Annotated in this window: 21 protein-coding genes; 8 read left to right on the top strand and 13 right to left on the bottom strand. The window is 59.9% G+C overall.

All coding sequences use genetic code 11. The features are described 5' to 3' along the window. Positions 1-42: 42 nt before the first annotated feature. From miaA to EL257_RS02535, 5 genes are read right to left on the bottom strand one after another with little or no spacing between them, the layout of a single operon-like run. Complete coding sequence (gene miaA, locus EL257_RS02555; protein WP_126359552.1) at positions 43-1,014, bottom strand: tRNA (adenosine(37)-N6)-dimethylallyltransferase MiaA; 972 nt, start codon at positions 1,012-1,014, stop codon at positions 43-45. After that, positions 1,014-2,921 carry a DNA mismatch repair endonuclease MutL gene (mutL, locus tag EL257_RS02550; RefSeq protein ID WP_126359550.1) on the bottom strand — a complete coding sequence of 636 codons (1,908 nt, stop codon included), beginning with the start codon at positions 2,919-2,921 and terminating at the stop codon, positions 1,014-1,016. Before mutL ends, miaA begins: the two co-directional genes overlap by 1 nt. Beyond that, positions 2,918-4,297, bottom strand: a complete 1,380-nt coding sequence (locus tag EL257_RS02545) for an N-acetylmuramoyl-L-alanine amidase (protein ID WP_419866608.1) — start codon at positions 4,295-4,297, stop codon at positions 2,918-2,920. The genes mutL and EL257_RS02545 overlap by 4 nt, the downstream gene beginning before the upstream one ends. A gap of 51 nt (positions 4,298-4,348) precedes the next feature. Further along, positions 4,349-4,819 (bottom strand): tRNA (adenosine(37)-N6)-threonylcarbamoyltransferase complex ATPase subunit type 1 TsaE, encoded by a 471-nt coding sequence (tsaE, locus tag EL257_RS02540; protein ID WP_126359546.1) that lies wholly within the window; start codon positions 4,817-4,819, stop codon positions 4,349-4,351. Beyond that, positions 4,807-6,306, bottom strand: a complete 1,500-nt coding sequence (locus EL257_RS02535) for an NAD(P)H-hydrate dehydratase (RefSeq protein ID WP_126359544.1) — start codon at positions 6,304-6,306, stop codon at positions 4,807-4,809. The genes tsaE and EL257_RS02535 overlap by 13 nt, the downstream gene beginning before the upstream one ends. Before the next feature lie 63 nt (positions 6,307-6,369). Between EL257_RS02535 and queG the strand changes: the two genes are divergently transcribed. Continuing rightward, positions 6,370-7,434 carry a tRNA epoxyqueuosine(34) reductase QueG gene (gene queG / locus EL257_RS02530; RefSeq protein WP_126359542.1) on the top strand — a complete coding sequence of 355 codons (1,065 nt, stop codon included), beginning with the start codon at positions 6,370-6,372 and terminating at the stop codon, positions 7,432-7,434. 93 nt (positions 7,435-7,527) lie between these two features. Here queG and EL257_RS02525 read toward each other — a convergent pair whose 3' ends face one another. Together EL257_RS02525 and orn are read right to left on the bottom strand one after the other, a co-directional pair. Beyond that, the gene (locus tag EL257_RS02525) at positions 7,528-8,139 is read right to left on the bottom strand and encodes a trimeric intracellular cation channel family protein (protein WP_126359540.1); all 612 of its coding nucleotides are present in this window, start codon (positions 8,137-8,139) and stop codon (positions 7,528-7,530) included. 210 nt (positions 8,140-8,349) lie between these two features. Further along, on the bottom strand, positions 8,350-8,892 hold the full coding sequence (orn, locus tag EL257_RS02520; protein WP_016771957.1) for an oligoribonuclease: 543 nt from the start codon (positions 8,890-8,892) through the stop codon (positions 8,350-8,352). A gap of 107 nt (positions 8,893-8,999) precedes the next feature. Between orn and rsgA the strand changes: the two genes are divergently transcribed. The 4 genes from rsgA (at position 9,000) to EL257_RS02500 (ending at position 12,097) form a co-directional block, all read left to right on the top strand. Then, on the top strand, positions 9,000-10,031 hold the full coding sequence (gene rsgA, locus EL257_RS02515; protein WP_126359538.1) for a small ribosomal subunit biogenesis GTPase RsgA: 1,032 nt from the start codon (positions 9,000-9,002) through the stop codon (positions 10,029-10,031). Between the two features lie 211 nt (positions 10,032-10,242). Further along, positions 10,243-10,650: a TIR domain-containing protein gene (locus tag EL257_RS02510; RefSeq protein ID WP_126359536.1), complete on the top strand. Its 408-nt coding sequence runs from the start codon at positions 10,243-10,245 to the stop codon at positions 10,648-10,650. 2 nt (positions 10,651-10,652) lie between these two features. Continuing rightward, entirely contained in the window at positions 10,653-11,612 is a 960-nt protein-coding gene (locus EL257_RS02505) for a caspase family protein (RefSeq protein ID WP_126359534.1), read from the top strand. After that, positions 11,612-12,097 carry a toll/interleukin-1 receptor domain-containing protein gene (locus tag EL257_RS02500; protein ID WP_126359532.1) on the top strand — a complete coding sequence of 162 codons (486 nt, stop codon included), beginning with the start codon at positions 11,612-11,614 and terminating at the stop codon, positions 12,095-12,097. Before EL257_RS02505 ends, EL257_RS02500 begins: the two co-directional genes overlap by 1 nt. A gap of 267 nt (positions 12,098-12,364) precedes the next feature. Here the strand turns inward: EL257_RS02500 and EL257_RS02495 are convergent, their stop codons facing one another. The 6 genes from EL257_RS02495 to motA form a co-directional block, all read right to left on the bottom strand. Next, positions 12,365-13,552 (bottom strand): DUF6708 domain-containing protein, encoded by a 1,188-nt coding sequence (locus tag EL257_RS02495; RefSeq protein WP_172604443.1) that lies wholly within the window; start codon positions 13,550-13,552, stop codon positions 12,365-12,367. After that, positions 13,545-16,943, bottom strand: a complete 3,399-nt coding sequence (locus EL257_RS02490) for a toxin VasX (protein ID WP_126359530.1) — start codon at positions 16,941-16,943, stop codon at positions 13,545-13,547. Before EL257_RS02490 ends, EL257_RS02495 begins: the two co-directional genes overlap by 8 nt. Then, positions 16,940-17,815, bottom strand: coding sequence for a DUF4123 domain-containing protein (locus EL257_RS02485; RefSeq protein WP_126359528.1), 876 nt, complete (start codon positions 17,813-17,815; stop codon positions 16,940-16,942). Before EL257_RS02485 ends, EL257_RS02490 begins: the two co-directional genes overlap by 4 nt. After that, positions 17,808-19,823: a type VI secretion system tip protein TssI/VgrG gene (tssI, locus tag EL257_RS02480; protein ID WP_126359526.1), complete on the bottom strand. Its 2,016-nt coding sequence runs from the start codon at positions 19,821-19,823 to the stop codon at positions 17,808-17,810. The genes EL257_RS02485 and tssI overlap by 8 nt, the downstream gene beginning before the upstream one ends. Before the next feature lie 205 nt (positions 19,824-20,028). Further along, positions 20,029-21,099 (bottom strand): flagellar motor protein MotB, encoded by a 1,071-nt coding sequence (gene motB, locus EL257_RS02475; RefSeq protein ID WP_126359524.1) that lies wholly within the window; start codon positions 21,097-21,099, stop codon positions 20,029-20,031. Positions 21,100-21,102: 3 nt separating this feature from the next. After that, positions 21,103-21,954: a flagellar motor stator protein MotA gene (gene motA / locus EL257_RS02470; protein WP_024011357.1), complete on the bottom strand. Its 852-nt coding sequence runs from the start codon at positions 21,952-21,954 to the stop codon at positions 21,103-21,105. A 165-nt stretch (positions 21,955-22,119) separates the two neighbouring features. Between motA and EL257_RS02465 the strand changes: the two genes are divergently transcribed. From EL257_RS02465 to asd, 3 genes are read left to right on the top strand one after another with little or no spacing between them, the layout of a single operon-like run. Continuing rightward, positions 22,120-23,658, top strand: coding sequence for an HDOD domain-containing protein (locus EL257_RS02465; RefSeq protein ID WP_126359522.1), 1,539 nt, complete (start codon positions 22,120-22,122; stop codon positions 23,656-23,658). A 42-nt stretch (positions 23,659-23,700) separates the two neighbouring features. Then, a complete protein-coding gene (gene rhdA / locus EL257_RS02460; RefSeq protein WP_126359520.1) occupies positions 23,701-24,534 on the top strand; it encodes a thiosulfate sulfurtransferase in 834 nt (277 codons plus the stop codon). Beyond that, positions 24,534-25,394, top strand: a complete 861-nt coding sequence (asd, locus tag EL257_RS02455) for an archaetidylserine decarboxylase (RefSeq protein ID WP_122661074.1) — start codon at positions 24,534-24,536, stop codon at positions 25,392-25,394. The genes rhdA and asd overlap by 1 nt, the downstream gene beginning before the upstream one ends. Positions 25,395-25,452 lie beyond the last annotated feature (58 nt).

Genomic DNA, 25,452 nt, shown 5'->3' with positions numbered 1-25,452 from the left:
TCAGCCGTCACACCCCCAAGGATAGACGGCAATTGCAAGGACTCAGCTCAATATGGAGATGGTCCCAAGGTATTTCAAGGCGCGTGGCAGATTGTCGCAATCAAGACTGTCCAGCCAGTGTATATCTTCCCAGCTGCGCAGCCAGGTGAACTGGCGTTTGGCCAATTGGCGCGTGGCAATGATGCCGCGCTCCTGCATTTCGGCCAATGTCAGCTTGCCGTCCAGATAGTCCCAGACTTGGCGGTAGCCTACCGCACGTATAGACGGCAACCCTGAGTGCAGGTCACTTCTTTTACGCAGGGCTACGACCTCGTCGATAAACCCCTGTTCCAACATATTTGTGAATCTTTGTTTAATGCGCTGGTGCAGTACCTGGCGGTTTGCCGGGGCAATGGCCAAGTTCGCGACAGTATAGGGCAATTGTTGCAGTCCCGAAGCGGCTGCTTCAGTACTTTGCGCAGATTGTTGCTGGCGCAGCTCGGTCATGCTCTGACCACTGACCCGGTAAACTTCCAGCGCCCGACTGAGGCGCTGCGGATCGTTCGGATGGATACGCGCCGCCGACACCGGATCGATGATCGCCAACTGATCGTGCAGCGCTTGCCAGCCAAGGCGTGCAGCCTCTGCTTCGATCTGCGCGCGAACCTCAGGATCCGCCGCCGGCATGTCGGCCAGACCGTCCACCAAGGCCTTGTAATAGAGCATGGTGCCGCCCACCAGCAACGGGATTTTTCCGCGCGCGGTGATCTCCGCCATGGCCTGTAGCGCGTCGCGACGGAAATCGGCAGCGGAATAAGCCTCCGCCGGATCGAGAATATCGATCAAACGGTGCGGATGCTCGGCCAACAGTTCTTTCGAAGGTTTGGCGGTGCCGATATCCATGCCGCGATAGACCAGTGCGGAATCGACACTGATCAGCTCGCAGGGCAGCACTTTGGTCAGCTCGATGGCCAGATCGGTCTTGCCCGCAGCGGTCGGGCCCATCAGAAAAATCGCTGGAGGGAGCTGGTTCATCAACGGCCGCGCAGAAACAGTTTGTCGAGGTCGTCCAGGCCCAGTTGGGTCCAGGTCGGTCGGCCGTGGTTGCATTGGCCGCTGCGTTCGGTGTTTTCCATATCACGCAACAGGCCGTTCATTTCCGGCAATGCCAGGCGCCGATTGGCGCGGATCGCGCCGTGACAGGCCATGGTCCCGAGCAGTTCGTTCAAATGTGCCTGAATCCGGTCGCTGGTGCCGTACTCCATCAGATCCGACAGAACATCACCGACCAGGCGGTTGGCTTCAGCCTGCTTGAGCAACGCAGGAATCTGGCGGATCGCCAGGGTTTCCGGTCCCAGCCGCTGCAGTTCGAAGCCCAGGCGCTGGAACCATGCCGCGTTCTCTTCAGCGCAATCGGCTTCGCGCTGACTGACCGCCAGCGACTCCGGCACCAGCAATGGCTGACCGCTGAGACCTTCGCTGGCCATGGCGATTTTCAGGCGCTCATACATGATTCGTTCGTGGGCCGCGTGCATGTCGACCAGCACCAGACCTTGGGCGTTCTCGGACAAAATATAGATGCCCTTGAGCTGCGCCAGCGCATAGCCCAGCGGCGGGATGTCTTCCTGCCCGGCTGGCAGCGCGTTGGCATTGGCCTCGGGCAGCGGCGCGAAAAACTCTTTATAAGCGGCTTGCGCCTCGGCAGCAGGCACCGCCGATTGCGGACGCGGCGTGTATTGATACTGATAAGCGCCGCCAGCGCTGGCACCGGAAGCAGTATTGAACACCGGTTGCGCTTGCGGTTGCTCGAGCAGCGCATTGGCGGCCAGACGCATTTCGCCCTGCGGGCCGAATTCGCCGGCTTCGATGCCGGTGGGCCGCACGATCGCCGTGGTCACCGAGCCGGCCAACTGATCTTCGGGACGCACATCGCCGAGCGCGCGATGCAAGGTGCCATAAAGGAAATCGTGGACCATGCGCCCGTCACGGAAGCGCACTTCGTGCTTGGTCGGGTGCACGTTGACGTCCACCGCGGCCGGATCGACTTCGAAAAACAGGGCGAATGTCGGGTGGCGGCCGTTGAACAGCACATCGCGGTATGCCTGACGTACCGCGTGAGCGACCAGCTTGTCGCGCACCGCCCGGCCGTTCACGAAGAAATACTGCAAATCAGCCTGGCTGCGGTTGAAGGTGGGCAGACCTACCCAGCCCCAAAGGTGCAAGCCGTTGCGCTCGATCTCGATCGGCAGCGCCTGTTCGAGGAAACCCGAGCCGCAGATCGCCGCCACACGCCGGGCGCGGGCCGCATCATCATGGGCTTCGTGCAGACTGAGGATGGTTTTGCCGTTATGCCGCAAATGGAACGCCACGTCGAAACGCGCCAACGCCAGACGCTTGATCACTTCTTGCAGGTGATCGAATTCGGTTTTTTCAGTCTTGAGAAATTTGCGGCGTGCCGGGGTATTGAAGAACAGGTCACGAACTTCCACAGAGGTGCCGACGGGATGCGCCGCCGGCTGAACCCGGGGCGCCATGTCGCGCCCTTCGGTCTCAACTTGCCAGGCCTGATCGGCATCGCGGGTGCGCGAGGTCAGGGTCAGGCGTGCCACGGAGCTGATTGACGCCAGCGCCTCACCACGAAAACCCAGGCTCATCACCTGTTCGAGGTCTTCGAGGTTGCGAATCTTGCTGGTAGCGTGACGCGCCAGAGCCAGTGGCAGGTCATCGGCGGAGATCCCGCTGCCATCGTCACGCACGCGCAGCAACTTGACGCCGCCCTGCTCAACGTCGACATCGATGCGTCGGGCGCCGGAATCGAGGCTGTTTTCCAGCAACTCCTTGATCACCGAAGCCGGGCGCTCAACCACTTCACCGGCGGCAATCTGGTTCGCCAGCCGCGGGCTGAGCAGCTCGATGCGGGCAGTGTTCAGCACTTCGTTCATTCTTTGGACGCCAGTTCGGTGCCGGGAATGGTCAAGTGCTGGCCGACTTTGAGCTCATCACTCTTTAGGTTGTTCGCGCTGCGCAAGGTGGCCGGCGAGACTTGATAGCGCACGCCGATCATCGCCAGTGTCTCACCCGGGCCAACGCGATGGTCGCGCGGGCCCTGGGCGATCTTGCCCGAATCACGCAGCCAGGCAATGTAGGTACCCGGTGGCGGGTTCTGCTGGAAGAACTGGCGCACGCCGCTGCTGATCGAACGTGCCAGCGCTTGCTGGTGACTCGATGCCGAAAGCTTGTTGGCTTCGTTGGCGTTCGAGATAAACCCGGTTTCCACCAGGATCGACGGGATGTCCGGCGACTTCAGCACCATGAACCCGGCCTGTTCCACGCGCTGTTTGTGCAGCGGCGTCACGCGACCAATGTTGGTCAGGACTTTCTGGCCGACGTTAAGGCTGGAGGTCAGCGAGGCGGTCATCGACAGGTCGAGCAATACGCCCGCGAGCATGCGGTCCTTGTCATCGAGGCTGACGTTGCCAGCACCGCCGATCAGGTCAGAACGGTTTTCGCTGTCGGCCAGCCAACGGGCAGTCTCCGAAGTTGCGCCGCGATCCGAGAGGGCAAACACGGAGGCGCCAAAGGCTGCAGCGGACGGCGCGGCATCGGCGTGGATCGAAACGAACAGATCTGCGCCCTTCTTGCGGGCGATTTCGGTACGGCCACGCAACGGAATGAAATAGTCGCCGGTACGGGTCAGTTCGGCGCGGAAGCCTTTCATGCCGTTGACCTGACGCTGAAGCTCACGGGCAATCTGCAACACCACGTCTTTCTCACGCTGGCCGCGCGAGCCGGATGCGCCCGGGTCTTCGCCACCGTGACCGGCATCAATCACCACGATAATGTCGCGTTTGCCGGCCGGGGCTGGCGGCAACTTGATCGCAGGTTCCGTCGGTGTCACAGGCACGGCAGGCACGGTCGCAACCGATGGTGTCGGCGCAGGCGGCGGCGCGGCGTCGGCCGGATTGTCGAACAGATCGACCACCAGACGGTTGCCATATTGGGCGTTCGGCGCCAGCGAGAAGCTTTTCGGGGTGACGGCTTTTTTCAGATCGATGACTACCCGCAGGTCGGTCGGCGTTCGTTGGGCCGAGCGCATCGCGGTAATTGGCGTGTTGGCGGTCTGCACGTTCAAAGGCGCACCGAGGGTGGCGCCGTTGATATCGATGACCAGCCGATCCGGCGCGGTCAGGGTGAAAACGCTGTGCTGCACCGGACCGCTCAGGTCGAAGACCAGTCGCGTGTTGTCCGGCGCCCGCCACAGGCGCACGCTGTTGACCTTTGAATCGGCCACAGCGTTGACGGTTACTGCCATCAACATCAGTCCAGCGGCAGCCACCAACGCGCGAAAGCGCATACCAAACCCCATCATTTAATTGATTTCCAATGCCAAAGCGGCACACCAGGCCTCGCCGCGCGAGCCCTGGGATAAAATTTTCAGCGAACGCCCGCTGTCTTGCGGGCTAATGGTAATGGTCAGGTCAGGCTTTGGCAAAAAGCCTGCACCTTTATCGGGCCATTCGATCAGGCACAGCGCATCGTCTTCGAAGTAGTCGCGGATACCGAGAAACTCCAGCTCTTCCGGATCGACCAGTCGATACAGGTCGAAGTGGAAGGCGCGGATGTCGCCGATCTCGTAGGGCTCGACCAAAGTGAAGGTCGGACTTTTTACCGCGCCGACGTGACCCAAGCCACGAATGATGCCTCGCGACAGCGTGGTTTTACCCATGCCCAGGTTGCCTTCGAGAAAAATCAGGCCATGGCCCTGGGTCACCCGAGCGATCCGTGCGCCAAAGTCGCTCATGGCCTGTTCATCGGCCAGGTACAGGGTTACTTCAGACACGGTGCTTGCTCCTCCAACAACTGACGAATGGCTGGAATCAGATCACTGGCCGCCAGCCCACGGCCGAATTTACCCTGTTGCATGCCGGCATTGGCATGCAGCCAGACCGCGAGGCACGTGGCGTCGAACGCTTGCATGCCTTGCGCCAGCAATGCGCCGATCAAGCCGGCCAGCACATCGCCAAGACCGCCCGTGGCCATTGCCGGATGGCCCTGGTGACACAGTGCCAGACGCCCGTCCGGGTGAGTGATGAGACTGCCGGCGCCTTTCAATACCACCACGGACGAGTATTTTTTGCTCAGGGCCAATGCAGCGGCCGGGCGATCTGCCTGGACATCAGCGGTGCTGATGCCGAGCAATCGCGCCGCTTCGCCTGGATGCGGGGTGATCACGCAATCCTTGGGCAACTGCACAAAATCGCTGGCCAGCAGATTCAGCGCGTCGGCATCCCACACCTGCGGCAATTTTGCATCGGCGGCGGCCGACAATAATGCACGGCCCCAACTTGCCTGGCCCAGACCCGGACCGACTACCAGCACCGAGACTTTCTGCAGCAGCCCCATCAGTTGATTGGCTGACGATATGCCCAGCGCCATCGCTTCGGGAATCCGCGTCAGCGCCGCCGGCACATGTTCCGCACGGGTCGCCAGCGATACCATGCCGGCCCCGCCACGCAAGGCCATCTCACTACTGAGCAGAATCGCGCCGCCGAAACCCTGATCGCCGCCAATCAGCAATACATGGCCGAAGCGCCCCTTGTGCGAAGTCGGCGCACGCGGGGCAAGTGTTGGAAGATTAGCGGTGCCGAGGCGTCGGGCGCTGACGGTAATGTCACGGAAGATTTCGTCGGTGGCCTGCAAATCGTTGAAAGCCAATTCGCCGACATGATCCGCTGCGTCACCGGTCAGCAGCCCGATCTTCAGCCCAATGAACGTGACCGTGAGATCGGCGCAGACCGCAATGCCCAGTTCTCGACCCGTGTCAGCGCACAATCCCGACGGGATATCCACCGCCGTCACCGGCAAATCGCTGGCATTGATCGCGGCAATGGCAGCGGCATACGGTTCACGGACCTCGCCGCTCAAGCCAATACCGAGCAACGCATCCACCACGACACCGCGCAATTCGCTTTGCGCCTGCCAGCTCTGCACCGCAACGCCTTCGGCCAGCGCCTCGGCATGGGCCAACGCTGCGTCACCCTGCAAATGCTGCGGATCGCCGACGGCAAAGACCTGCACCGACCACCCGGCCCGCTGCGCCAGTACGGCGACCAGATAACCGTCGCCGGCGTTGTTGCCGTGCCCCGTCAGCACTGTCAGCTGGTTCGCCGTCGGCCATTTGCGCACCAGCGCGCGCCACGTAGCGCGGGCGGCCCGCTGCATCAGCTCGAAGCCTGGCGTGCCGGCGGCGATCAGCCGCGCATCGAGTTCGCGCACCTGTGCGGCGCGGTACAGCGCGTCGGGTAATTCATCTTTCGTCTGCGGCATGCGTCTTCGGGCTCCGATGTCTGGCAGAATTATACGCACCTCAGCTCCGGTTTCTCTCGCCTCATGTCCGCCATCACCACAGACCTGCCCGCCCTCGCCCAATCGATCAAGGATTGGGGCCGCGAGCTGGGCTTCCAGCAAGTCGGCATCAGCGGTCTGGACCTGGCCGAACACGAGCAGCATCTGCAACGCTGGCTCGAGGCCGGCTACCACGGCGACATGGATTACATGGGCGCCCATGGCAGCAAGCGCTCGCACCCGGAAGAACTGGTGCCGGGCACGTTGCGCGTGATTTCCCTGCGCATGGACTACCTGCCGGGCGATACGCAGATGGCGCAAATGCTGGCGCAACCGGAAAAAGCGTACGTGTCGCGTTATGCCTTGGGCCGCGATTACCACAAATTGATCCGTAAACGTGTTCAACAATTGGCAGACAGGATCCAGGCGCAGATCGGACCCTTCGGTTTTCGTGCTTTTGTCGACAGTGCGCCGGTGCTGGAAAAAGCCATCGCGGAACAAGCGGGGCTGGGCTGGATCGGCAAAAACACCTTGGTGCTCAATCGCAAGGCCGGCAGTTATTTCTTCCTCAGCGAACTGTTCGTCGACTTGCCGTTACCGGTGGATGAGCCGCACAGCACTGAACATTGCGGGCGCTGCACAGCATGTCTGGATATCTGCCCGACCAATGCCTTCGTCGGCCCGTATGTGCTGGACGCGCGGCGCTGCATTTCCTATCTGACCATCGAACTGAAGACCGCCATCCCCGAGGACCTGCGCCCGTTGATCGGCAATCGCGTGTTCGGCTGCGATGACTGCCAGATCGTCTGCCCGTGGAACCGCTTCGCACGGCCTTCGGCTGAAAGCGATTTCAAGCCTCGGCACAATCTCGACAATGCCGGGCTGGCCGAGCTGTTCATGTGGGATGAAGAAAAATTCCTCAGCAGCACCGAAGGCTCACCGCTACGCCGCGCCGGGTATGAGCGCTGGTTGCGCAACCTGGCCGTCGGCCTCGGCAACGCGCCGTCGAGCATTCCGGTGCTGGAAGCCTTGAAAGCCCGCCGCGACTATCCGTCGGAGTTGGTGCAGGAACACGTCGAATGGGCCCTGAAACAACACGAAGTCATGTAGGAGCTGCCGAAGGCTCGGGCCGCGTTCGGACGATCTTTTGATCTTAAACGTCAAAAGATCGCAGCCTGCGGCAGCTCCTACACAGGGATCGCGCTAAGGCTGATCGTTGTAAACAAACTTGGGCATTTCCCAGTGGAAGCGGATTGCCAAGAGTCGCAACAGGAAGCCACCGAACAGCGTGATCAGAATGGCTTGCTCGCTTGCGACGTTCAGATACAGGCAGAGCATGTAGCACCAGGCGGCGGCGAACGAGACGCTGGCGTACAGTTCGCGACGGAAGATCAGCGGGATGTCGTTGCAGAAGATGTCACGGAGGATGCCGCCGAACACGCCGGTGATCACGCCGCTGACCGATGCCACCAACATACCGTGGCCCATTTCCAATGCAGTCATGCAGCCGATCAGGGTGAAGGCGACCAGGCCCACCGCGTCGAGCACCAAAAACAGTGAACGCAAATGGCGCATCCAGCGGGCGGTGAACACGGTGAACATCGCCGCCACCGAGGTCAGCACAAGATATTCCGGGTGTTTGACCCAGGTCAGAGGATAGTGCCCAAGCAGCACGTCGCGCACCGAACCGCCGCCGAGCGCGGTGATGCAAGCGATCAGCACCACGCCAAACCAGTCCATGCCGCGCCGCCCGGCAGAGAGCGCGCCGGTCATGGCTTCAGCGGTGATGGCAATCAGATAGAGCATCAGCAACATGGTGGCAGTCCAGGCAGGAAGGCGCGCAGTCTAGCCATTTCGCGGTGGCACCAAAAGAGGGCGCTAACGGCGTTGCTTTACGTAGGAGCTGCCGAAGGCTCGGGCCGCCTTCGAACGATCTTCTGATTGTGCCTTTTCAGGTTAAAAACAAGATCAAAAGATCGTCCGAACGCGGCCCGAGCCTTCGGCAGCTCCTACACAGGGATCGCGTCAGAACTTGATGAAGTGCTTGCGGTAGTGCTGCAACTCGGCAATCGACTCGCGGATGTCATCCAGCGCCAGGTGAGTGCTGCCCTTCTTGAAGCTGTCACGCACATCAGGCGCCCAGCGCGCGGCGAGTTCCTTGAGCGTCGAGACGTCGAGGTTTCGGTAATGGAAGTAGCTTTCCAGCGCTTTCATGTGCGTATAAAGGAAGCGGCGATCCTGGCAGATGCTGTTGCCGCAGATCGGCGATTTGCCTTTCGGCACCCACTTCTCGAGGAAGGCGATGGTTTCAGCCTCGGCCTCAGCCATGCTGATGCGGCTGTCGCGAACGCGCTGGGTCAGGCCGGAGTTGCCGTGGGTGCGGGTGTTCCACTCGTCCATCCGCGCGAGGACTTCGTCGCTGTGGTGGATAGCGATCACCGGGCCTTCGGCCAGCGTGTTCAGCTCGCTATCAGTGACGATGGTGGCCATTTCGATGATCACATCGTTGTCCGGGTCCAGACCGGTCATTTCCAGGTCGATCCAGATCAGGTTCTGCGGGTTCTGCATATTCGGGCTCCTAGGCAATGCTGCGCAGTTTAGCCTAGGCGGGTGGCCGGGCGTGCTAAACTCGCGGCCGTTTTACCTAATCGCTGCATTCTTCAGACGGAACACCCATGGCCAAACGCCAACTCAATCGTCGTCAAAACTGGCGCATCGAAAAAATTCAGGGCGAACGTGCCGCACGCGCCGCCAAACGCGAGTCCTCGGCTGTCGAAGCCCTCGAGGGCGGCGACCTCGGCCCTGAACAACACGGCCTGGTAATCGCTCACTTCGGTGTGCAGGTCGAGGTTGAGGCCGTAGACGGTGATCAGGCCGGCCAGGTGTTTCGCTGTCATTTGCGCGCCAACCTGCCAGCATTGGTGACAGGCGATAAAGTCGTCTGGCGTGCCGGCAACCAGGGCATCGGTGTGATCGTCGCGCAGTTGCCGCGCACCACCGAACTGTGCCGCCCGGACAGCCGTGGCCAGCTCAAGCCGGTTGCGGCGAACGTTGACATGATCGTCATCGTTTTCGCCCCGCTGCCCGAGCCCCACGCCAACCTCATCGACCGCTATCTGGTGGCCGCCGAACATGCGGGCATCCGTCCGTTGCTGTTGTTGAACAAATTCGACCTGATCGACGAGCAGAACGCCCCGGCGCTCAACGCGCTGCTGGCGGTGTATCGCACGCTGGGTTATCCGGTGCTGGAAGTGTCCGCGCACCATGGCAACGGCATGGAGCAGCTGCAACAGCAGCTCGACGGACGCATCAGTGTATTCGTCGGCCAATCCGGGGTCGGCAAGTCCTCGCTGGTCAACAGCCTGCTGCCAGAAGTCGAAACCCGCGTCGGGCCATTGTCGGAGCTGTCCGGTCAGGGCACCCACACCACGACCACCGCGCGCCTGTTCCACTTCCCCGGCGGTGGCGAGTTGATCGACTCACCCGGTATCCGCGAATTCGGGCTCGGCCACGTCAGCCGCGCCGATGTCGAAGCCGGTTTCATCGAATTCAACGATCTGCTCGGCACCTGCCGCTTCCGCGACTGCAAACACGATCGCGAGCCGGGTTGTGCGTTGCTCAAGGCGCTGGAAGATGGCCGCGTGCAACAGCAACGGATGAACAGCTACCGCTCGATCATCGCCAGTCTGCCCGAAAACGGCTATTAAACAGTCGCACCGGCGGCCCTTTCCCCAAGGGCTGCCGGATGTCGGGCTTTACCTGACATACCTCTGTGTTTTTTAAACATCGACCTCTTCTGTAGGACCTCATCCCACCTCTTCGCAGGACATTTCTCTTTCTCCGCCCAGCCCTTGTCGACTCGTTTCATGGGCCTACATTGAGTTCCTCGTCGCACCTTCGCGTCCTTGAGGAACCGCCATGCAAACCTACCATTTGTTCATCAGCCACTCGTGGAATTACTCCCACGCCCACGACAATCTGGTGCGCCTGCTCAGCGCCCATCCGACCTTCACCTACAAGAATTTCTCGGTGCCGCCGCACAACCCGATCATGGGCGCGCTGACCGACAGGCAGCTTGAAGAAGCAATCGAAAACAAGATTCGCCCATGCTCGGCGGTGCTGATCATGGCCGGCATGTATTCGACCTACAGTAAGTGGATCAACAAGGAGATCGAAATCGCAAAGCGCATGGGCAAGGTGATCATTGCGGTGAAGCCTTTCGGCGCCGAGCGGATTTCCACCATAGTGCGCAATGCCGCACACGCCGAATGCGCATGGAACACCAACAGCATCGTCGGTGCGATCCGTCTGCACACGGCGGCCTGACCATGCGCAAGGGACTGTTTATCGGCATCAACGACTACAAACATATTTCCCGCTTGAGCGGTTGCAGCAACGACGCGATGGCCATGGCTTCGGTGCTGAAAACCGACGCCAACGGCGACCCGAACTTCAAGAACATCGTGTTGACCTCTGCCGAGGATTATCTCAGTCGGGAGAAACTTGAAGACCAGATCCGCGAGTTGTTTTCCGGCGACTGCAACGTCGCCCTCCTGTACTTCGCCGGGCACGGTGGCTTCGATAACGACAATGATGAAGGCATGCTGCTACCGCAGGACTTTCGCAACCCGAAGGACGGCATTCGCATCAGCGATATCCTCAACTGGGCGACCAAAGCCACGCGCATCAAAAACAAAGTGATCATTCTCGACTGCTGTCAAAGCGGCTCCGCCGGCGAAGTGCGCGCCTTGCGCAGCGAGAGCAGCGTAGTTGGCGAGGGCATGACGATTCTGACCGCGTGCAAAAAAGAAGAGCCGGCCATGGAGGGCGCGCAACACGGCGTGTTCACCGGGCTGCTGTTACAGGCGCTGCACGGTGGCGCCGCCAACATCCTCGGTAAAATCACTCCCGGCAGTCTCTATTCCTTTGTCGACAACGCACTCGACGCCTGGGAACAGCGCCCGGTATTCAAGACCAACGTCTCGCAATTCATTTCCCTGCGCGAAGTCTCGCCGCTGATCCCCAAGGAAATCCTGCGCAAGCTTCCCGAATGGTTTACCGAAGCCGAGTCGGTTTTCCCGCTCGATCCCAGCTACGAACCGACGGAAGCGACCTTCGTCGCGGAGCACGGCGAAATATTTGCTCAATTGCAGAAGTGCAACCGCCACAGCCTGATCGAACCGATGGACGCCGAGCATATGTACTACGCCGCGATCCACTCCACCGGCTGCCGCCTGACCGCACTCGGCGCCTACTACCGCGAACTCGCGCTCAAAGGACATTTCTGATGCCCGTCTTCATCAGCTACCGCCACATGGATCGCGCCCACGCGATCGCCATCAACAGCCGCCTGATTCAGGCCAACATCAAAACCTACCTTGATGTGCTGGATCCCGAATCGCAGACCACCGAGGACATCACCGGCGTCATCACCCGTAACATTACCGAATGCACGCACTTGCTGGCGGTGGTTTCGGAGCGGACTGCGTCGTCGTGGTGGGTGCCGTTCGAAATTGGCGAGGCGACCATCAGCAACCGACGGATCTGCTCGTTCAAAACCGGGCCGGCGGACTTGCCGTTGTATCTGGATAAATGGCCGAAGCTGAGTACGGCGAGCGATCTGGATTTCTTTATTGATGCGTATCGCGAGGAGGTGTCGAACAAGCGATCAGTGACGCTGGGGTCGATCAGTGAGTCGGTAAAAAGTACCTACAAACACAATGCTGAGGTATTCCACGAGCAACTCAAGAACCGCATCAAGCGCGGGTTCTGACTGAGACAAAAAAGCCGCGACACAATCGCGGCTTTTTACTTTCGAAGTGCGGCCGGCTCTATCCAGTTTTCAGTCCAACGCATCCCGCGCGTCACAGCTGTCCTGAGCCAAGATGCGCGGCACTGGCGAAATGTTCCAGGTCGTAACCTTCATCATCGGTCACGCACAGACAACTGAGGCGAGCCGATGACAGTCGCCATTTCGTCCTGGATCAATAACCAGTGCAGGCCTTGCTCAAGTTGATGGGCAAGGTCTGCAAAAGTGCCCTCAATGCAGCCCCGCCGCTTTGCAGGCATCGACGAAGTTCACCCCTTTTTTATCCATGGCGGATTTGACCTGTGCATTGGCTTTTTGCAGGGCAGGGCTGGGTTTGGCCCACTGCTCGGGCGGCAATGGTTGCGACCAGGCCAGGACGTTTTCCGGCAGGGTCGGGCGGCCTTTGCGGTGGGCCCATTCGGCGATCAGATAGGGCATTTTCCAGAAGGTCAGAACGCGGCGCACGTACCACCAGCGCAGGGGCCATGGGGAGCGCTTGCCGTAGCCGTAACGGTGGCGCTGTTCTGTGGTCAGGTGCTCGGCGCCATCGTCCAACGAACCCAAGAAGCGCGCGCCTTTACGCTCAATATCAAACGTGTGAAGACCTTCATAGGGTTTGAGTTCATCTTCGGTTGGCGTTAGCCCCAATAGAACGAGCATGGGACTGGGTGCATCCACCAATTCCCCTTCTTCCATGTAATTGCGAATCGACGCCCACATACCCAGCGCGTGCGCATCACTGGGTTGGGCCGACAGGATGAATTGCACGGTGTCGTGTTCTTCGTCCTCAAGCCCCATCCCGAAGGTGTAATCGCGCATGGCGCCGTAGCTCGTAACGCCCTGACTGCGGGCGACCCAAGCCACCACGTTTTCCCACGGAACCATGAGGACGCGATGGGTGGTGTCGTCGATGTAGCAGACCTCGCGGCGTTGACGGTTGAAGCGTACGGGGTAGCTTTTGGCGAGGGTGCGGACGTTGGAGAGCATGCCATAGACGAAGCCGCCAAGGGGAAAAATCCCACCTAGAGAAGCCAGCATTGCGCCCTTGGAAAGCATCAGCAAATCATGCATTGGTGTTGGGAAGTTTTCGGGATAGAAAAACACCCCATACGTGATGACAAGCCCCGGAAAGACGAAAGCTACAAAAAAAGGTATCCAGATATATATCGTCAGCCTTTTTCCCAATTCGACCATCCCGTAGTTGCTCCCCCCCAGCTCCAGATAAACCTCATTCATCTCCGAAAAGTTACGCCGAGAAATTTGCGCCTGCCCGGTGTAAACCGGCAGTGGCGCTAGGAACAAGGTTTCATTCAAACCCTTCATTCGCAGCTCCCCGGCACGGGGTCGCTGGCTGCGAATGTCCGGTGCCGGTTCTGTGGCTTCTGGCTTGTTTTTGCGCTTGAACAGTTTGCTAAACATCGACAGTCGCCATTTCGTCTCGGGTGAACAACCAGCACGGAGCCTTGCTCAATCCGGTGGGCAAGGTTTCGACAGGATCGAGTGTAAACCGGCCTTGGGCCGGCAACCGTACACCACGTTCCGTGGCGATGCGCAGATCGCGCAGGACAAAACAGGTGCGATGGATCAAATCGCGCTCGGCTTCCAGTTGGTAACCAATGTTCAGCGCCAGGGTGAAATCTGTGGTTTGCAACGCCTCGGCGATGGGCAATCGCAGGGTTAGTGCTTCATTTTCCTGACTCACGACCACGGCCACTGCGGCCCACGCGGCGCTGCATTCCTGCCAGCGCCGGGCTGGTAACTGGTTGTTATAGGGACTGGGAATCGGTGCGGCTCGGGTTTGCTGATGGGCCAGCAACTGCAATTGGCGACTGTCCATCTCCCTTGTGCGCACACCGGGCAATCTCAGTTGCAAATACGTGCGTTGACCTTCGCGAATGAGTTCACAGCTTGGTTGTTGCACAACCATTGCCAGCGCGCTCCAGTCCTCTGGCAGGCTGCGCTGCAGGTCAGCCCTGCCCCATGCACTGGCCTGCAGCCATTTTTGCAAAGCGTCCAGGCTGAAGAAGTTGTAAAAGCCTTCACCTAGCAATTGCAGGGCTGTGCCGATCAACCCTACGAGGTTCGCCCTAGCGGCGATGCTTAGTAGCCGGGGACTGGCTTCGGCCCAAGCTACTGCACGCAGTTCAGCGGGTTGTTTGAGAACTTGGCTGATGATTGACGACGTGTGTATGGCGCCCCAAGTGGTCGTGCCAACAAGAATACTGTCGCCAGCAATTTCCAGACTTTTGCCGGCCAAGGCTTGATGATTGCCTTCGGCCAACGCTTTAGTCCATTGCACGGAGTGTTCACCCACATCGATCGCAGCAACCAGTGCCCCGAATCCGAATGCAGCACTTCCGGCAATACCGCTCCAGCGTCCCAATCGGCTCATGGTGTTGAGTTTGCCAGCAGCGCTGTCCATTTGTTCGATATGAGCTTGAAGTATTGTCACAGACAGACCTTGCACTGCCCCAAAACCAGCAGCTGACATCCCTAGGAAAGTCTCAATGAGAGTCCATGTCTGTGAAAAAGGGCGATCAGTTTTTTTATTAAACGCACTCAATACCTCCAAAAACTTCTGCCCCTGATAAACAAACAGCAACAACGCAATCCCATCGCCCTTGGATTTAAGTGCACTCGTCATCGGCTTGCCAAACGTCCCTGTCGCGCGGAAATCACGCACGGTGCGCTGCATTTCCTCCCGCAGCGCCGGGGCCATGCCATCGATCACGGTGCCGATCTGCCCGGGGCCGCTTGCGCCGACGGTGAGGGCACGGCTGAGGTTGTCTTCCAGCGGCACCAGTGCAGCCTTGAGTTGATTGATTCGCTGGTTGTGCATCAGTTCGCTACCGGGCGTGGCGAGGCCGTAGATCTGCCGCGACAATTCGCGATGACGCAGTTTGTAGGTGTCCTTGAGCTTGCGACGCAGTTCGAGCGCGGCATCTCTGGTCTGGTTGAACGCCTGAAATTCGGACGCCGACGCTGCCCGCAGGGCAAGGCCACTGCGGGAAAATTCGCGCAGCAGTTGCAGGCGAGTTGAGACGCCAAGGCTACGAATGAAACTGTTGGGATCGACGGGTTGTTGCCGCTTGAATTCACCGTATGCGCGATCCAACTGATCAGCTGCAATCAACTGATGAGCTGGCATGTACGCCCCATCCAACAAACTCTGCAGCCCACTGAACCGCGCATTCAAATCCGCAAAGTTCGGCAGCCGCTCATTCATCAAACGTCTGAACTGGTTGCTCAGCATGTTCACCGCGTCAAGGCTTTCCGGCGCCGCCGCCACCTTGATCGAGAAGTTGCTCAGGTCCATGAGTTTTTTACTCACGTCAATCTGATCGGCCAGGGACAACGTGTCCAGCCCCGGTACGACTGTGAGCAGGTTGCTGTCCAGATAGGTCGCCAGTTTTTCCGTGGCTTCGCGATTCCCGCACAGGGCGGCCACGCAGAGGAATTCGGTTTCGAGGCGATGGCGGATCTGTTGGTCATTGCGAAAGTCGTAATACCAGGCTGCCCGGTGAAAATGGCCGGCGACGATCATGTGCAAGCGATCTTCGCGAATGGCCTGCAGGCGTTTATGCCAGTGGCTTAGCAGTGTTTGCTGTTGGGCGACGAATGCCTGCATGGCGTTGCGGTTGACCAAGTGATCGATTCCGCGCTGGCCGATTTCCTTTCCGAATAACGCCTCCCAGGTTTGCAAGTGAAGTGCATTGACAGTGTTCCGGTGTTTTTGCCAAAGCATATCGCCCAATGCGTCCTGCAAATTGACGGCGGCGCGGGCATACGGATCGCTCAACGCCGCCTCTCGCCAATGAGCCTCGTCGCCAAAGATCGGCGGCCCGGAGTGATTGCGTTTGGCGCGCAAGTAATCCTGAACGGCTGCCTGTTGCTCGGCACTGGTTTCATCCTTCAGGGCTTTGACATCAGGTTCGGTAGTAGCTAATACATCCAGACGTGCCGCAGTTACTTCATACAAAGACTGAATGTAGGCGCCAGTGAGGTATTTGCGCTGGGCGACATCATCGTTGCTCCATTGATCGAGCCAGTGCGCTACGTTGAGTTGAGCGCTGGCCAGATCGCGCATCACGCCGAAATCGTCGCGCAAGACCAGAAACAGGTAATCGTTCTGATACGCCCCCAGCACCTGGCTGGTGAGGGTTTCTATCGACGTGTTCTGGAACAATGATGCGTCTTCCCAGGCGTAAGACTGACGTTGTTGCGGGTTGGCGCCTTCGGGCAGATCGATTGGCGCGAATGTTTCGGCGACCTCCGCCAGCCAGGTATTCGCCTGACGTTGGCTCAGCAGGTTCATGCCGCCCTGGTCCGGACAGGCACTCGCCAGCTCGATGCGCTGCATCCAGTGCTCACGCTCGGTGGCGTGCGTGAGCACTTGTGAGCATTTGAAGGCCGTCCACTGGATTTCCGAATAACTGGCGAACAACGTGTGTTGCCGGGGGAAAACCAATTGCGGCTCACCGACCGATGCTGTGCGGGTATCGCTGGCTACTTCCCGGCCTTTCCACACCAGTTTGCTGATCTGGCCTTGTTCAACGCGATATTCGTGCAGAAAGCCGCTGCTGCTATCGATGATGTAAAGGTAACCGTCACGCAGCAGTCGTATGCCCAAAGGCTGACTGTTCAGCTTGAGCGGAATGCTCAGTTCGGCTGAGGGATCAAGGTTTTCCACCAGACCGTAGCGCAGCGGCAGCAACTGCACGTTTGCGCTCATCAAGGCACACTGGCCCATAGGTGAGCGGATGTCTTGGGCGCTTTTGGTCAGGGCAGCGATATTGGCGGCGGCGGTCATGGCAAGTCTCCCGGCTGTTGAACCGAGCGTCCATGGGCCAGTTCGGCGGCGCGTTGCACGCGGTTCATCGGGGATTGCTGTGACGGCACGGTCAGCAGCTCGACAATGTCCGGGTGATTCTCGACGGGCTGGCCCGCCAGGTAGCCAAATACATTGGCGTAGAGGGTGATTTCCTGTTCTGAGGTAAAGCCGTGTTGATAGGCTTCCTGTGCTGTTTTTTCGGCAAACCCAAGGCGTTCCCGGGTTGAACAGGACGCCATGAATTCGGGGAAATATCGCTGCAAGTGATCGTTGAGGCTAAGCACCGAGTGATGAAACTGCGCCTCTCCCAGGGCGCTGAGCTCTTGTTCGGTCAATTGGTAGGTATCGGCGGTGTCTTGCGCGGCATGTTCCGCGCGTTGATGTTGTACCCAGACAGCCTGAAGTCCATCAGGTAGACACAGGCGCTGGACAGGGCCAAACCAGCGTGAGCCGTGGCTCTGTTGCGCAAGCTTGAGCAATTGATGCATGACCGCTGGATCGGCGATGCGCAGCATGACTTCCACCGAACTCGGATGCTTGACGGTCAGAAAGCGACGCCAGTGTTTGCAGAGCGTTGGCGCATCGGCATCGCTGAACAGCAAAAAACCCCATTCCAGCGCGGCGTTTTCGTGAAAGTAAGCCAGCAGCGGATCGCCTTCGCCTTTGAGGGTGATCAGGTATGGCGATATGTCCGCCAATTCCTGCCAGCGTGTACCTTGATAGAGGCAGTAAGCCGGGTTGTCCCAGCGGCGCAGGCATTGCGGCAAGTTGGGGACACTTACACCGTCCAGCAGCAAGTAAGCTGGCACAGCCCATGGCAGATCATGGGGTAAGGAAGGTAATTCAAGCATCGGCTTTTCCACTCTGTTTATCGGTGGCTTCGCAAACAGCGCAGATCGGTTTTTTAGCCATCAAGGCGAGGCGCTGCGAGTGTGGTAACACGGGGACTTGAAGAGGAACTGCGACTGATGGGATAGCGGATATCGCCGCCACACCCGCCATCGGCGCGCCGCCCTCGACGATGGGGACACTGCTGAAGATCCCGCCCGCATTGATCACGATGTGCTGGCCACCAGCGGTCAGCGTCAGGCTCGTACCGGCATCAATGACCACTTGGCTGGCAGTAACCCGTGCATGCGGACCGGCCGCGATCACCAGCGTGCCGCCAGCCGTGGTGCTGCTGTTGCCGCTGATCGTCAGCAGGTCGTTGGTGCCAATGACCGTGCTGCGCGTACCGTCGGTTGTATGTCGTTCGTCAGCCTTGATCAGGCTGCTGCTGTGGTTGTCGACCTGCTGGAAACGGTCGTGACGGATCAGGCTGTGGCTGTCATTGAGGATCAGTTGCTCGTAATCACGCTCGGCGCGCAGGTAGATTTTTTCCTGGCCGGCGCGGTCTTCGATCATCAGTTCGTTGTAGCCGCCGGTGTGCGGTGAACTGTGGCTGCGCAGCACGGTTCTGGTCTTGTGTTCGGGCAAGGTGTAGGGCGCAGATTTGACTTTGTTTGGCACGCAACCGGTGATTAGCGGCTTGTCCGGGTCACCTTCAAGAAAGGTCACCACGACTTCCATGCCGATGCGCGGAATGGTCACGGAGCCGAAGCTTTCCCCCGCCCAACTCGACGACACCCGAATCCAGCAACTGCTGCGTTCGCTGTTGAGTTCGGCGCGGTCCCAATTGAACTCGCATTTGACGCGGCCGAATTCATCGCAATGCGTTTCTTCATGGGCCGGCCCGGTGACCCGTGCGGTCTGACACACCAGCGGGCGACGTGGCGCTGGCAACGGTGGGCGAAACACCACTTCGGCGGGGATCACGCTGAAGGTGTTGCGATAACCTTGGGTGAAGCCATCAGCGGCTTGGGTGTCGCTGGTGACTGACTCTTCGAGCACTTGTGGCTGTCGGCCGGTGTGCGAAACGCTGCGCAATAACCACAGCTCGTTGCAGCTTTTGCGCGGGTGTTCGGTGATTTCGAAGAGATGACCACAGCGCAGATTTGCCTGATCGCTTTGTCCTTCGCCCAATTCATAGTCGGTGCGATGGCGCTCCAGGGCCTGCCGAGCCATTCGCTTGCCGGACTTTTCGTTCTCGAGCAGCAGCGGGTAGCGGTAGTCTTCCAGCGTCGGGGCGAACTCGGCGGTGAAGTGGGTTTCGAGCAGCAGACTTGGGCGCTTCAAATCATAGTCGCGACGGGTAACGGTGCTGGTGCGGGTGCTGGTTCGCACGCTGAAACGACTGACCACCGAATGCTCGGCGACCATGCCGGAATCCTGCTGATACCGAGTGGCGCCGAGTTTGGGCAGGAACACCTGATCGTCGGTGAAGACCAGCAAATGCCCGTCCACCGAATGCTGGTGATGCCAAGCGATGCCGTCCTCGGCGCATAGCCTCTGAATGAACTCAAAATCCGATTCGGCGTACTGAGTGCAGTAGTCACGAGGCGCGTTGGCATTGACGTGAAAGGTGAATGCGTCAGCTTGGATGCCATGTTTGCTTAGCACCTGCGCGATGATCTGCGGCACTGTGCGCTGCTGGAAAATCCGCTGATCGTGGCTGAACTGCAAGTAATACAGCGCCGGCACCAGCGTCAGGTGATAGCGGGTCAGACGCTTGCCGGCCTCGCCGGCCAACACGTCTTCAATGCGCCCGTGAATGCCTTCGCCGCTGAGGCCCAATTGCAGAAACGCCGGTTGGCTGAGCAAACTTTCCAGATCGAAATCCGGGTGCTCGCTGACCAGTTCGATGTCGATGCGGTAGAGGGTGCTGATCGCTTCGGTTCCGTTGAAGGCCAGCACTTTGAAATCGTGACGTATCCCAGGAATCTGTAACGCAAAATGCGCTGCATTGGCGGACGGAAACATACGCTTATCCTTAAGCAGGAGGAAAAGAGCGCGATGTGTAAAACCGTCCCTGGTCTGTGCTCGCGAGGACTGCCGGGCACGCTAACAAGGTAGAAAACGGATTGATGTAGGGTCCTTCCTCAAAGTCGGAAGGAAACTTCCCGTACGAAAATCGGCTGGACGACAGGCACAAAAAAGCCGACATCACTGTCGGCTTTTTTGTGGGTCACTGCTTCGGCGCGGGGGCCGGGGCCGTGGCGGGTGGAGTAGCTGGCGCCGCACTCCCCGGCTCGGCCGGCTTCGGTGGCGCATCCTCAAACAGATTCAAGCGTTCACGCAACTCATGGGCCGGCACCGGTTGCTTGTCCGCCGGCAGCGCGTTCGGATCAACCGGCGCGGCTGGAGCGCTGCCGTCCTGCGTCTGATCTGCCGGTTTCGCCGCGTCGGCACCTTGCGCACCTTCGATGGCGGCCTGGGCCTTCTTGGTCAGCACAACGATGTCGATCCGCCGGTTGACTGGGTTGAACGGTTTTTCCCGATCGAACAGAGCCGAAGAGGCGTAACCGACCACCCGTGCGACCTGCGTGTCCGGATAGCTGCCAGCGACCAGCGCGCGCCGAGCAGCGTTGGCGCGGTTGGCCGAAAGCTCCCAGTTACCGTAATCGCCCGTGCCGATGTACGGTTTGGCGTCGGTGTGACCGCTGATGCTGATCTTGTTCGGCACCGCTTTGATGGTGTCGGCCATGGCGAGCAGGATGTCTTCGAAATACGGTTTCAGGCGCGCGGAGCCCGAGTCGAACATCGGCCGGTTCTCGGCGTCCATGATCTGGATGCGCAAGCCGTTTGGCGTGATTTCGAAGAGAATCTGATCCTTGAATTTCTGCAGCTGCGGGTTCTCGTCGACCTTGTTCTGCAATTCTTGCAGCAGCAACTCGAGACGTTCTTTCTCGACCTGCTCGGCCATGCCTTCAACCTGTTCGGTGTCAACCGTGACCTTGTCCGGTTGCGGCTGCGACTTCACTTCCGGATTGAGGGTGTTCTCCGGCGCCAGGGTCGGCGTGCCGCCCAGGTCGATGATGTACGGCGTGCCGCTTTCGGAGAAGCCGACCGGGTCTTTGAAATAACCGGCGATGGCGATCTTCTGTTCCGGCGTGGCGGTGGACAGCAGCCACAGCACCAGAAAGAACGCCATCATTGCCGTGGCGAAGTCGGCGAAGGCGATTTTCCACGCCCCGCCGTGGTGCCCGGCGGCAATGCGCTTGACGCGCTTGACGATAATCGGCTGATTATTTTCCATGACTTAACGACCGCGAACGGCTTGTTCCAGCTCGGCAAAGCTTGGACGGTGGGCCGGATACAGAACCTTGCGACCGAACTCGACCGCCAGCGACGGCGGCATGCCGGAAGCAGAGGCAACCAGCGAGGCCTTGATGGCTTCGTAGACGTTCAGCTCTTCCTTGGCATCGTGAGCCAGGGAATGCGCCAGCGGACCGAAGAAGCCGTACGCCGCGAGAATACCGAAGAAGGTACCCACCAGTGCCGCACCGACGTGCAGACCGATCGATGCCTGGTCGCCTTCGCCCAGCGAGGCCATGGTCACAACAATACCGAGTACCGCCGCGACGATACCGAAACCGGGCATGCCGTCAGCAATGCCGTTAACGGCGTGCGACGGATGCTCGAGGTCTTCCTTGAGGCTGTACAGCTCCATGTCGAACAGGCCTTCGAGTTCGTGCGGCGCCATGTTGCCGGACGACATGATGCGCAGGTAATCGCAGACGAACGCGGTCATGCGCTCGTCTTTGAGTACCGCCGGGTACTTGGCGAAGATCGGGCTCGCAGCAGCGTCTTCGATATCGCCTTCAATCGCCATCATGCCTTCGCGACGGCTTTTGTTGAGAATCTCGTAAATCAGCCCAAGCACTTCCAGATAGAAGGTGTGGGTGAAGCGCGAACCGAACATGCTCAGGGATTTCTTGAGCACGTGCATGGTCATGTAGCCAGGGTTGGCCTGCAGGAATGCGCCAAGGGCCGCACCGCCGATGATCATCACCTCGAAGGGCTGGATCAGGGCGGCAATCTTGCCGTGGGAGAGCACGTATCCGCCGAGCACGCTCGCGAATACGACGATGATGCCGATAATTTTAGCCATAGGTAGAAGGTACTTACTGAGTCGGGTTCAAGGTCATATTCGGAAGTTAAAAAATCTCTTCTTCTACTTATCGGCAAAACTGCGCCAGACTATAGCCAGTTCAGGCGAAAAGCCAATTTAGCCCATGCCGGGCGCGTCTACAGTCAGTGAAGATCCCCTCCAGACATGGCTAATGAAACGAACGTCCCACACGCGAAACCGACCACACTCGACGGCTGGGTAAAGCTGCTCGATGGCGTGCGATTGCCCGTTCCGCAAGAGGCACACGACAAAGTCTGCCGGGCGATCCGCGACAATCGCAGCTCGCTGCGCGACATCGCCGAGCTGATGCAGGACAGCCCGGCGCTGGCCTTGAGCATCATCCGTGAGGCCAATCGTCACACCCACGGCACGATGGCCGCGCCAGCGGAAAATCTAGAAGTGGCGATCAATCGTCTGGGCCTTGCGCGCACCGAAGAATTGCTCGCCCGGCTGCCTGCCGAGCTGCTGATGCAAATCCCCAAGGCCCTGCGCCAGTTGCAGATGATCAGCCAGCACGCGACGCAACAGGCCAATGGCTTTTTCGCCAGTCGCCTCGCGCGGCTGTGGCAGGACATCCATTGGGGCAGCCTGCTGTTTCTTTCGCCGCTGTGGCCGCTGGCGCTGACCTTTCCGGCCTTGCTCGAAGAGTGGGAATTGCGGGTTATCCACAAGGGCGAATCGGCGCGCACCGTCGAGAAACAATTGTTCGGCGTGCGCCTGCTGAAAATCGCTGAAGCGCTGGTCGACGCCTGGCACCTGCCGATCTGGGTCAAGCAAGGTTACAAGTTGCTGCTCAGCGAACAGCGCGAACTGGTGCAAGTGCTGCGCATCGCCCGCGACAGCGAACACCCGCTGCGCCAGCAAAACCGCCTCGATGAGGACCCGACCTTACGCCGCTGGCTCAATCAGCCGGCCAACACCGTGTTGCTGGCTAACGGTCTGGCACTGTCGGCGCAGCAGGCATGGGACAGTCCGCACAGCCAACGCTGGCAATACCTGACCAGCCTTTATCTGCAAATCTCGATGGATGAGGTGCAACAGCAGTTGCACCAGCAGGCGGCCAACAGCGCCCGCCATCACGCAATGCCGGATCTCTGGCACCCGGCCGTTGCATTATTATGGCCGTCGGGCACCCGCCGCCCCCACCCCAGGACCCTGCCCGCCGCCGCACCGAATGCCGAGGACCTCGGCCAGTGGCGTCGGCAATGTGCCGAACTGCTCGCCGAGCCGAGTCGCTTCACCAACGCCATGAGCCTGACCGTCGCCGCCCGCGATGCCTTGGTCGCCAGCGGCATGCGCCGGGTGATGATCCTGATGGCCGACCGCACCCATTCGACTTTGCGCGTGCATCAAACCGCCGGCCTGGCGAAAGACGCCACCGCACTGAGCTTTGTCGTCAGCCAAAGCAAAGTCCTGCAGCGTCTGCTTGCGCAGCAGGCACAGGTGCGGATCACACCGGAGAACAACGCGCAGTTTTCCGCGCTGCTGCCGCCGGGCCTGCGCGCACTGTTTCGTGGTGAGCATCTGTTCCTGCGCTCTCTGGTCAACAATGGCCGGGTGATCATGATCGTCGTGGCTGATCAGGGCGGCGGGCCGTTCGCCGACATCACCGTGCAAGCCTTCGGCAAAACCGCGCAGTGCATCGAAAAAGCCCTGCACAGCTTTAGCAGCCGTGGCCAATGAGCCTGCGCTACAATCCTCCCCTTTGTGCTCTGGAGACCTCGCATGTCTGACTTCTCTGGCTTGCCGCTCGTCATCGAACCGAGCGACCTGCTCCCGCGTCTCGAGTCCCCGGAACTGATTCTGGTGGACCTGACCAGCTCTGCCCGGTATGCCGAAGGTCACTTCCCCGGCGCACGTTTTGTCGACCCGAAACGCACCCAGCTCGGCCAGCCGCCGGCGCCGGGCCTGATGCCGGCAAAAGCTGATCTGGAAGCTCTGTTCGGGGAGCTGGGCCATCGCAAGGATGCCGTTTACGTGGTTTATGACGACGAAGGCGGCGGCTGGGCCGGGCGCTTCATCTGGCTGCTCGACGTGATCGGGCACGATAAGTATCACTACGTCGATGGCGGGTTGCCGGCGTGGCTGGCGGCGGGCATGCCGATGTCGATCCAGGTGCCACCGATGGTCGGTGGCCCGGTGGCGTTGACCCTGCACGACGAGCCGACCGCGACCCGCGAATATCTGCAAAGCCGTCTCGGTGCGGCCGATCTGGCGATCTGGGATGCGCGCGGGCCGCTGGAATACTCCGGCGAAAAAGTCCTTGCCGCCAAGGCCGGACACATTCCCGGTGCGGTCAATTTCGAATGGACTGCCGGCATGGACAAGGCGCGTCACTTGCGGATTCGCACGGACATGCCGCAGATCCTCGAAGACCTCGGGATCACCAAGGACAAAGAAATCATTACCCACTGCCAGACCCATCACCGGTCGGGCTTCACTTATCTGGTGGCCAAATCCCTCGGTTATCCGCGGGTCAAGGGCTACGCCGGTTCCTGGGGCGAATGGGGCAACCACCCCGACACGCCTGTCGAGATTCAAGGTTCTAAGGACAACTAATGAAAGAGCGTCTGTTTATCCTCAGCCAATACCTGCTGCCGCACCACTTGCTGTCGCGCCTGGCCGGCTGCGTTGCCGAATGCCGCGTGCGTTGGTTCAAGAATGCTTTCACCCAGTGGTTCGCCAAGCGTTATCAAGTGGACATGTCGCAAGCATTGGTCGAAGACCTGACCGCTTATGAGCACTTCAATGCATTCTTCACCCGCGCCCTGAAAGACGGCGCGCGCCCGCTGGACCAGACCCCGGGCGCGATCCTCAGCCCGGCGGACGGTGCGGTCAGCCAGCTCGGCCCGATCGAACACGGTCGCGTGTTCCAGGCCAAGGGCCACAGTTTCAGCGTGCTGGAACTGCTCGGTGGTGATGCGGCCAACGCCGCGCCGTTCATGGGCGGCGATTTCGCCACAATTTACCTGTCGCCGAAGGATTACCATCGCGTGCACATGCCGCTGGCCGGCACCCTGCGCGAAATGGTCTACATTCCTGGCCGGATTTTCTCGGTGAATCAGACCACCGCTGAAAACGTTCCGGAACTGTTCGCCCGCAACGAGCGCGTGGCGTGCATTTTCGATACCGAACGCGGGCCGATGGCCGTGGTGCTGGTTGGCGCAATGATCGTCGCCTCGATCGAAACCGTCTGGGCCGGGCTGGTCACGCCGCCGAAGCGCGAGCTGAAAACCTTCCGCTACGACGAAGCTGCGCGCGCGCCGATCCATCTGGAAAAAGGCGCCGAACTGGGTCGCTTCAAGCTGGGTTCGACGGCGATCGTGCTATTTGGCCCGGATCAAGTGAAGTGGGCCGAAGAGTTGGTAGCCGGCTCGCCAGTGCAGATGGGCCAAGGCCTGGCTCTGCCGAAAGCCTGATCCCTGCCGGCAACTACCGTGCAGGAGCTGCCGAAGGCTGCGATCTTTGATGTTGTTT

The sequence above is a fragment of the Pseudomonas fluorescens genome (genome assembly GCF_900636825.1).
GTDB lineage: Bacteria > Pseudomonadota > Gammaproteobacteria > Pseudomonadales > Pseudomonadaceae > Aquipseudomonas > Aquipseudomonas fluorescens_BG.
This window is presented reverse-complemented; position numbering and strand designations above follow the sequence as displayed.